This is a genomic window from Bacteroidales bacterium, from assembly GCA_021157585.1.
GTDB lineage: Bacteria > Bacteroidota > Bacteroidia > Bacteroidales > UBA12170 > UBA12170.
The window spans coordinates 23,496-29,788 of record JAGGWH010000025.1 but is presented as its reverse complement, the minus strand read 5'-3'; the positions used below and the strand labels follow the sequence as shown (position 1 = coordinate 29,788).

The window sequence follows — 6,293 nt, the reverse complement described above, 5'->3', positions numbered from 1 at the left end:
TCTTCGGTTTCATCAAAACTTTCAAATCCAATTTCTGCTAATTCGGCAATTAAGATTTCCTGAAATGGAGTTTGGGGTTCAATGGAAAATTTTAACTCGACATAATTCATGGCTAATCTTTATTGAAAAAGAAGTATTTCAATTATATATCCGTGTCTTTGTACTTTGGTGGTGAAAAATAATAACCACAGAGACACAAAGGCACGGAGTGTATTAATCAATTTTATTTAGAAACTTTTAATAATTGCTAGGAAATCTTCCGCTTTCAGAGATGCTCCACCAATAAGTCCACCGTCAACATCTTTTAATGCAAATAGTTCCTTGGCATTTTTAGCATTACAACTACCACCATATAAAATTGTAGTATTATCAGCTACTTCTTGATTATATTTTTTAGCAATAAGGTTGCGGATAAAAGCATGCATTTCTTGTGCTTGTTCAGGGCTTGCTGTTTTTCCGGTTCCGATAGCCCAAACAGGTTCGTAAGCTATAACCACATTATCAAGTTCATCTGCTGACAAATGGAATAAACCTTCGAAAAGTTGTTTTCCAACAACATCAAAATGATTGTTTGCTTCGCGATCTTCTAAAACTTCGCCACAGCAGAAGATAGGACTGATTGCATTATCAAGAAGAATATCTACTTTTTCGGCAAGCATTTTAGAGTCTTCATTAAAATATTTGCGACGTTCGGAGTGACCAACAAGACAGAATTCTATATCCATAGATTTTAGCATAGCCGCTGAAATTTCGCCTGTATATGCACCGGATTCTTGGTTAGAACAATTTTGAGCTCCTACGGAGAAATTGTTTTCCAAAGCAACATCGGTAAACATCTCTGCATATAAAACGGGAGGGCAAAGGATGACTTGGGTTGAATCTAAATTTAATTTTTGAAGAGGTTCTGCAATGCTAAATAACAATTCGTCAGCTTCTTCAAAGGTTTTGTTCATTTTCCAGTTTCCGGCAACTATATTTCTTCTCATGATTCTAATTTTTATATTAAATTTTTTAGTTTACAAAGATACATCGAATTATTTGAAAATATTTCTATAAATAATGTTTGTGCTTAGTCAAATTTTATCCTTGGATCAATAAGTCGGTAGGAGATATCGACCAAAATATTTACTAGAACCAAAAGACTGGCAATAAACAATACTGCTCCCATCAAAACAGGGAAATCGTATTTTTCTATTGCATTTACAATTACCAGCCCCATTCCTTTCCAATCAAATACATACTCTACAAAAACGGCTCCTGCAAGCAGGGAAGCAAACCATCCGGATATTGTTGTTATTATCGGATTTATAGCGTTTTTTAAAGCATGTCGCCATACTATTTGCCAAGTACTCAGACCTTTTGCCCGAGCTGTTCGAATATAATCAGCGGCTAAAGTTTCTTCTAATGAGCTTTTTGTTAATTCAATAATTATAGCTAATGGTCTTATTCCTAATGTTAATGCAGGAAGAATTAAATTTTTTAATGCTAAATGTCTACCCATTCCAAAATCGTCTATTTCGTATAGACTACCGTATAGTTTTAACCCTGTAATGTCTCCTAAAACAAAAGCAAATAGCCAGGCGATAAGCATTGCAGCAAAAAAGGAGGGGAGTGACATACCTAAAGTAGAAATTCCAAAAAGTAATTTGTCGAACCAAGCTTTAGAAAATAAAGTACTTAAAATACCTAAAAACATTCCTACAATAAGTGCAAAACTCATGGAAACTGCTGTTAACAATAATGTTTTAGGAAAAGCTTCGGATAAGATTGAAGAAACCGTTTTTTTGCTTTGATAAGAATTACGTAAATACGGGCTTTTAAGAAGTAGTTGCCAACCATTTATTCTCGGGCTTAGCCTCAAGGTATTTCCATATTTTTCTTGAGTATAATAAAATGATTGATTATCACTTTTGTTTTGATAAACAGATAAGGGTGAAGCATCGTTTAAAAATAGAAGATATTGTGTAAACATAGGTTTATCACGTCCTAATTCTTTGTTGATGGCTTCTACAGATGAGATGTCTGCACGCTGACCGAGCATCATTCTGGCGGGGTCGCCGGGGAGTATGTTAAAAAGTACAAAAACTAAACTAGCTACTCCAAAAAGCACTAAAATGCCGTATCCGATTCTGTTGAGTAAAAATCGCCACACCATCTTATTCGTAAATTTGATTTATGTCAGTAGGAAAATCGGCGTATGCCCACTTTTTGATAACTTTCCCATTTTCTAAAAATATTAGCCCGGGATTACTTCTTATCATTGTTTTCAAATCAATATCATCGGCTAAGAATATGGGGATATCAATTAAATGATTATTTATGAAATTAGCAATTTTAGTTCCAACCGAAGAGGTAATTATGGCTATGGGAAAGTTTTCTTCGTTTGCTATTTGAATAACTGTTCTTATTTTTTTTGCTTTCTCTTTTGTTATAGCGTCTAAATCATAAGCTATTATTAGGAGGTTTATCCCTGAAATCCCTAAAACCTCATTTGTTGCTTCATTTCCCTCTCTATCAAAAAACATTATACTTTCGGAATCTGTATTAGGATTGAGTTCGCGCGTACTTTTATATTCCCAGTTAGAAAGCCACAGACTATCTTGATAGGGAAAGTTAGGAGATAAAAATTCTTTTATTTCACCTGTATTTTTATTCTGATAACTCAGATAAAGTTGTATTGCTTTTTGCTCGGTATTAAAAACTTGCGTGCCAACTTTCCAAGAGCGAAAATCGATGATTGGTAAATGTTTAAGGTTATAAAAAGAAAAACTCAAGAAAGCTGTAAAAATGACTAAACTCCAGACTAAATTCTTTCGTAAATTAATTTTTCTAGGTTTATATAAAAACAGCCCGATAAGCAAAAAGTCGATAATGATATTTTTATAAAAAGTTTGCCAATTGGTTAATATCAGTGCATCGCCAAAGCATCCACAATCGGGAATGGGATTATATATGGCATCAAAAAAAGTTACCAAGGTGAAAAATACCATTAAGACAAGCATTGCCCAACGGCTAAATTTAGGTAGTAGATTAAAAATTAGCATAATACCTAAGCTGAATTCCAAGGCAATTAAGCCAATAGCAATAATTAAACTCAGGGGTAATGCCCAATCCATATTGTAAGCAATAAAATAGTCTTCTACCTTATATGCAGTTCCAAGCGGATCGACACCTTTTCCAAATGATGAAAATATAAAAATGGGTGCTAATAAGAACCTACTAATATAATTTAGCCTTGTCATCTTTTGTTTAGCTATTTTCCTCTGCTAATTTAATTAAGGCAAATAAAGCATAGTTTATTATATCTTGATAATTAGCTTCTAATCCTTCTGATGCAATGGTTTTACCTTCGTGGTCTTCAATTTCCTTAACACGAAGCAATTTCATTAGAATAATATCATCGAGGGAACTGATACGCATATTTCTCCAAGCCTCGTCGTAGTCGTAGTTTTTATTTTCCATTAAGGATTGAGATGCATAAATATGATGATTGTAAAGTTCTGTAATATCTTTTTGAGAAAGATTATCTTTATTAATTGCAAGTCCTTTATCGAGTTGGATAAGAGCCATTACAGAATAATTTACTATTCCTATAAATTCATTTTCTATTCCTTCGTCTACCTTAGAATGTCCTTTAATCTGTAAGCTCCTGATGCGATTGGCTTTTATATATATTTGGTCGGTAAGAGAGCTGGTTCTGAGTATACGCCAAGCAGTACCATAATCCTGCATTTTAGTTAAAAAAACATTTCGGCATTTACTAATAGCCTCCTCAAACTGCTGTTTTGTTTTTGTCATGAGTAATTATCTCTTATTTTTGCAAAAAATCGTGTTAAATGTTGGGTAAAAGTACAGCTTTTTCTGTAAATCAAGTCTTCAATTGTAGAGGAAAACGTTTAGATATTAACAGCCCTAAAATCATGGGAATTCTTAATTTAACGGATGACTCATTTTTTGATGGAGGTATAAATTTAAAGGACGACTATTTCTTGATTAAAGCAGAAGAATTAGTAAAAGGAGGGGCTGTTATTTTAGATATAGGAGCTGTTAGCACAAAGCCGGGTAGTAAACTAATTAGTCATAAAGAGGAGTGGGATATCTTGAAGCAGCCACTAAAAATGCTTAAAAAACAATACCCTGAAATTATTTTTTCGGTTGATACTTATAATTCTTCAACAGCTCAAAAAGCTGCTGATGTGGGTGTTGAAATGATAAATGATATTTCCGGGGGAACTATTGATAATAAAATGTTTGAAGTAGTTGGCGAAAATAAATTAGCCTATGTTTTGATGCACATTAACGGAATACCCGAAAATATGCAGCAAAACCCTGTTCAGGGAAATTTAATTGATACTCTTCTCGCTTTTTTTAACAAGCAACTAAAATTGTTAAAAGATAATAATGTAGAAAATATTTTGCTTGACCCAGGTTTTGGGTTTGGTAAAACACTCGATCAGAATTATCAATTATTAAAAGGATTAGAAAAATTTAAGTGTTTTAACTTGCCGCTATTGGTTGGCATATCACGTAAGTCAATGATTTTTAAAGAACTTAATATTAGTCCGCAAGAAGCTTTAAATGGTACATCTGTTTTGAATACAATTGCCTTATTAAATGGAGCCAGTATTCTGCGTGTACACGATTCTAAAGAGGCTAGTGAAACTATTAAGTTGTTTTTAAAGTATAAGCAGTTTTAAACCTAATGATGTATTTGTCAAATTTAGCTTTTATTCAAATGAACTTTCTGGATGTTCTTGACATCTTGTTAGTTGCTTTGTTGATTTATGAAATATATCGTTTGATAAGAGGTACTGTTGCCATAAATTTGTTTATTGGTATTGCAAGTATTTATTTTATATGGAAGTTGGTAGTTGCTCTTCAAATGGAGCTTTTAAGCGAAATTTTAGGTGCTTTTATCGGAGTTGGCTTTATAGCTCTGCTTATTGTCTTTCAACCTGAAATCAGACAGTTTCTGTTATTTTTTGGCTCTCCTGCATTTTTGGAGTCGGCTCCAAAACGAGTACAATTCTTATTCAGAAAAATAAATAGGGAAGAGAGTCCTTTGGATATTGATAAAATTATTACAGCCGTCAGACATTTGTCCGATAAAAATACCGGAGCTTTACTAGTGTTAAGTAAAAAACATGATTTACGACAAGTTATAGATACCGGCGAGAAATTTACTTCCGATATTTCGGCAGACTTGATTGAAAGTCTCTTTTTTAAGAATAGTCCGTTACACGATGGTGCAGTTATTATTAGAGAAAATAAGATAGTGGCAGCCCGTTGTATTTTGCCGATAACTAAAAGTAAACGTATAGATGTTGCTTTGGGCTTACGACATCGTGCAGCAGTTGGAATTACCGAAAATACCGATGCTTTGGCTTTGGTGGTTTCAGAAGAAACGGGAGAGATTTCCTATTCAAAAAGAGGAGTTATCATTAACAATGTAGCAGCTCATCAGTTGAAAACTTTTTTAGAGAAAGAGTTTGTTTTTTAATCTAATTGAAAAATTATTACTTATTAAAAGATATTCTGAGGAGAGTAACTTTTGAGTTAGTTAAAGTGCAAGCATTATCCAAATTGGCTAATCTTTTCAAGCTTTTCTTTATCAAGAATTTTAATTAAGCCATCTTTCATTTCAATGAGTTTATCGTTGCGAAATACTTTTAAAATTCTAACTACACTCATAGAGCTCATATTTGTAAATTCGGCAAAATCTCGACGAGTAAAAGGTACATTAAAACTATTTGATTCGAATACTTTATCAGATAAAACCACTAGAGCATGTGCTATTCTGCCGTGAAGCTGCTTATAATTATTTTGAATATGAAAATCGATAATATCGTTTGTTTGATTATTATTAGATTTTATAATCCCTACTGCAAAGCTACCGTTGTTGTTTAGTAAATCTTCAAAGAGTCGTATATCTATAGAACATACTTCGCAATCTGTAAGTGCTGCAACCGTATACTGAATTAAATTATCGTTGAAGATATCGGGTAGCCCTATTAGCTGTCCGGGTTTTCTGAAATCAACGATACTAACATTTTCGGCGTGCTCAAATTCTTTGTATATTTTAGCTATTCCTTTTTTAACAAATAGTACGCTGGAAACAAAAGTACCTTGTTTACGGATTATTTCACCCTTTTTATAGTTGATACTTACCTTTGATTGGGATAATTCTTTTAGCTCGTTTTTTGACAGAAGATTAAAACACTTTGATTTAAATGTACAATCTAAACAATGAACTTCTTTATCAGTATTTCCCATTAGTATTTTGATTTATGGCA

At 33.0% G+C, this 6,293-nt stretch carries 7 protein-coding genes; 2 read left to right on the top strand and 5 right to left on the bottom strand.

Annotation, left to right across the window (positions count from 1 at the left end; all coding sequences use genetic code 11):
- Nucleotides 1–227: 227 nt before the first annotated feature.
- The 4 genes from J7K39_01250 to J7K39_01235 form a co-directional block, all read right to left on the bottom strand.
- Entirely contained in the window at nucleotides 228–986 is a 759-nt protein-coding gene (locus J7K39_01250) for a triose-phosphate isomerase (GenBank protein MCD6178507.1), read from the bottom strand.
- 83 nt (nucleotides 987–1,069) lie between these two features.
- Entirely contained in the window at nucleotides 1,070–2,155 is a 1,086-nt protein-coding gene (locus J7K39_01245) for an ABC transporter permease (GenBank protein MCD6178506.1), read from the bottom strand.
- A 1-nt stretch (nucleotide 2,156) separates the two neighbouring features.
- Complete coding sequence (locus J7K39_01240) at nucleotides 2,157–3,242, bottom strand: DoxX family protein (protein ID MCD6178505.1); 1,086 nt, start codon at nucleotides 3,240–3,242, stop codon at nucleotides 2,157–2,159.
- Nucleotides 3,243–3,249: 7 nt separating this feature from the next.
- Nucleotides 3,250–3,798, bottom strand: a complete 549-nt coding sequence (locus J7K39_01235; GenBank protein ID MCD6178504.1) for a DUF1599 domain-containing protein — start codon at nucleotides 3,796–3,798, stop codon at nucleotides 3,250–3,252.
- 38 nt (nucleotides 3,799–3,836) lie between these two features.
- Between J7K39_01235 and folP the strand changes: the two genes are divergently transcribed.
- Both folP and cdaA read left to right on the top strand, forming a co-directional pair.
- Nucleotides 3,837–4,697, top strand: coding sequence for a dihydropteroate synthase (gene folP, locus J7K39_01230; GenBank protein MCD6178503.1), 861 nt, complete (start codon nucleotides 3,837–3,839; stop codon nucleotides 4,695–4,697).
- Between the two features lie 5 nt (nucleotides 4,698–4,702).
- Nucleotides 4,703–5,500 (top strand): diadenylate cyclase CdaA, encoded by a 798-nt coding sequence (cdaA, locus tag J7K39_01225; GenBank protein MCD6178502.1) that lies wholly within the window; start codon nucleotides 4,703–4,705, stop codon nucleotides 5,498–5,500.
- 74 nt (nucleotides 5,501–5,574) lie between these two features.
- Here cdaA and J7K39_01220 read toward each other — a convergent pair whose 3' ends face one another.
- Nucleotides 5,575–6,273, bottom strand: coding sequence for a Crp/Fnr family transcriptional regulator (locus J7K39_01220; GenBank protein MCD6178501.1), 699 nt, complete (start codon nucleotides 6,271–6,273; stop codon nucleotides 5,575–5,577).
- Between the last annotated feature and the right edge of the window lie 20 nt (nucleotides 6,274–6,293).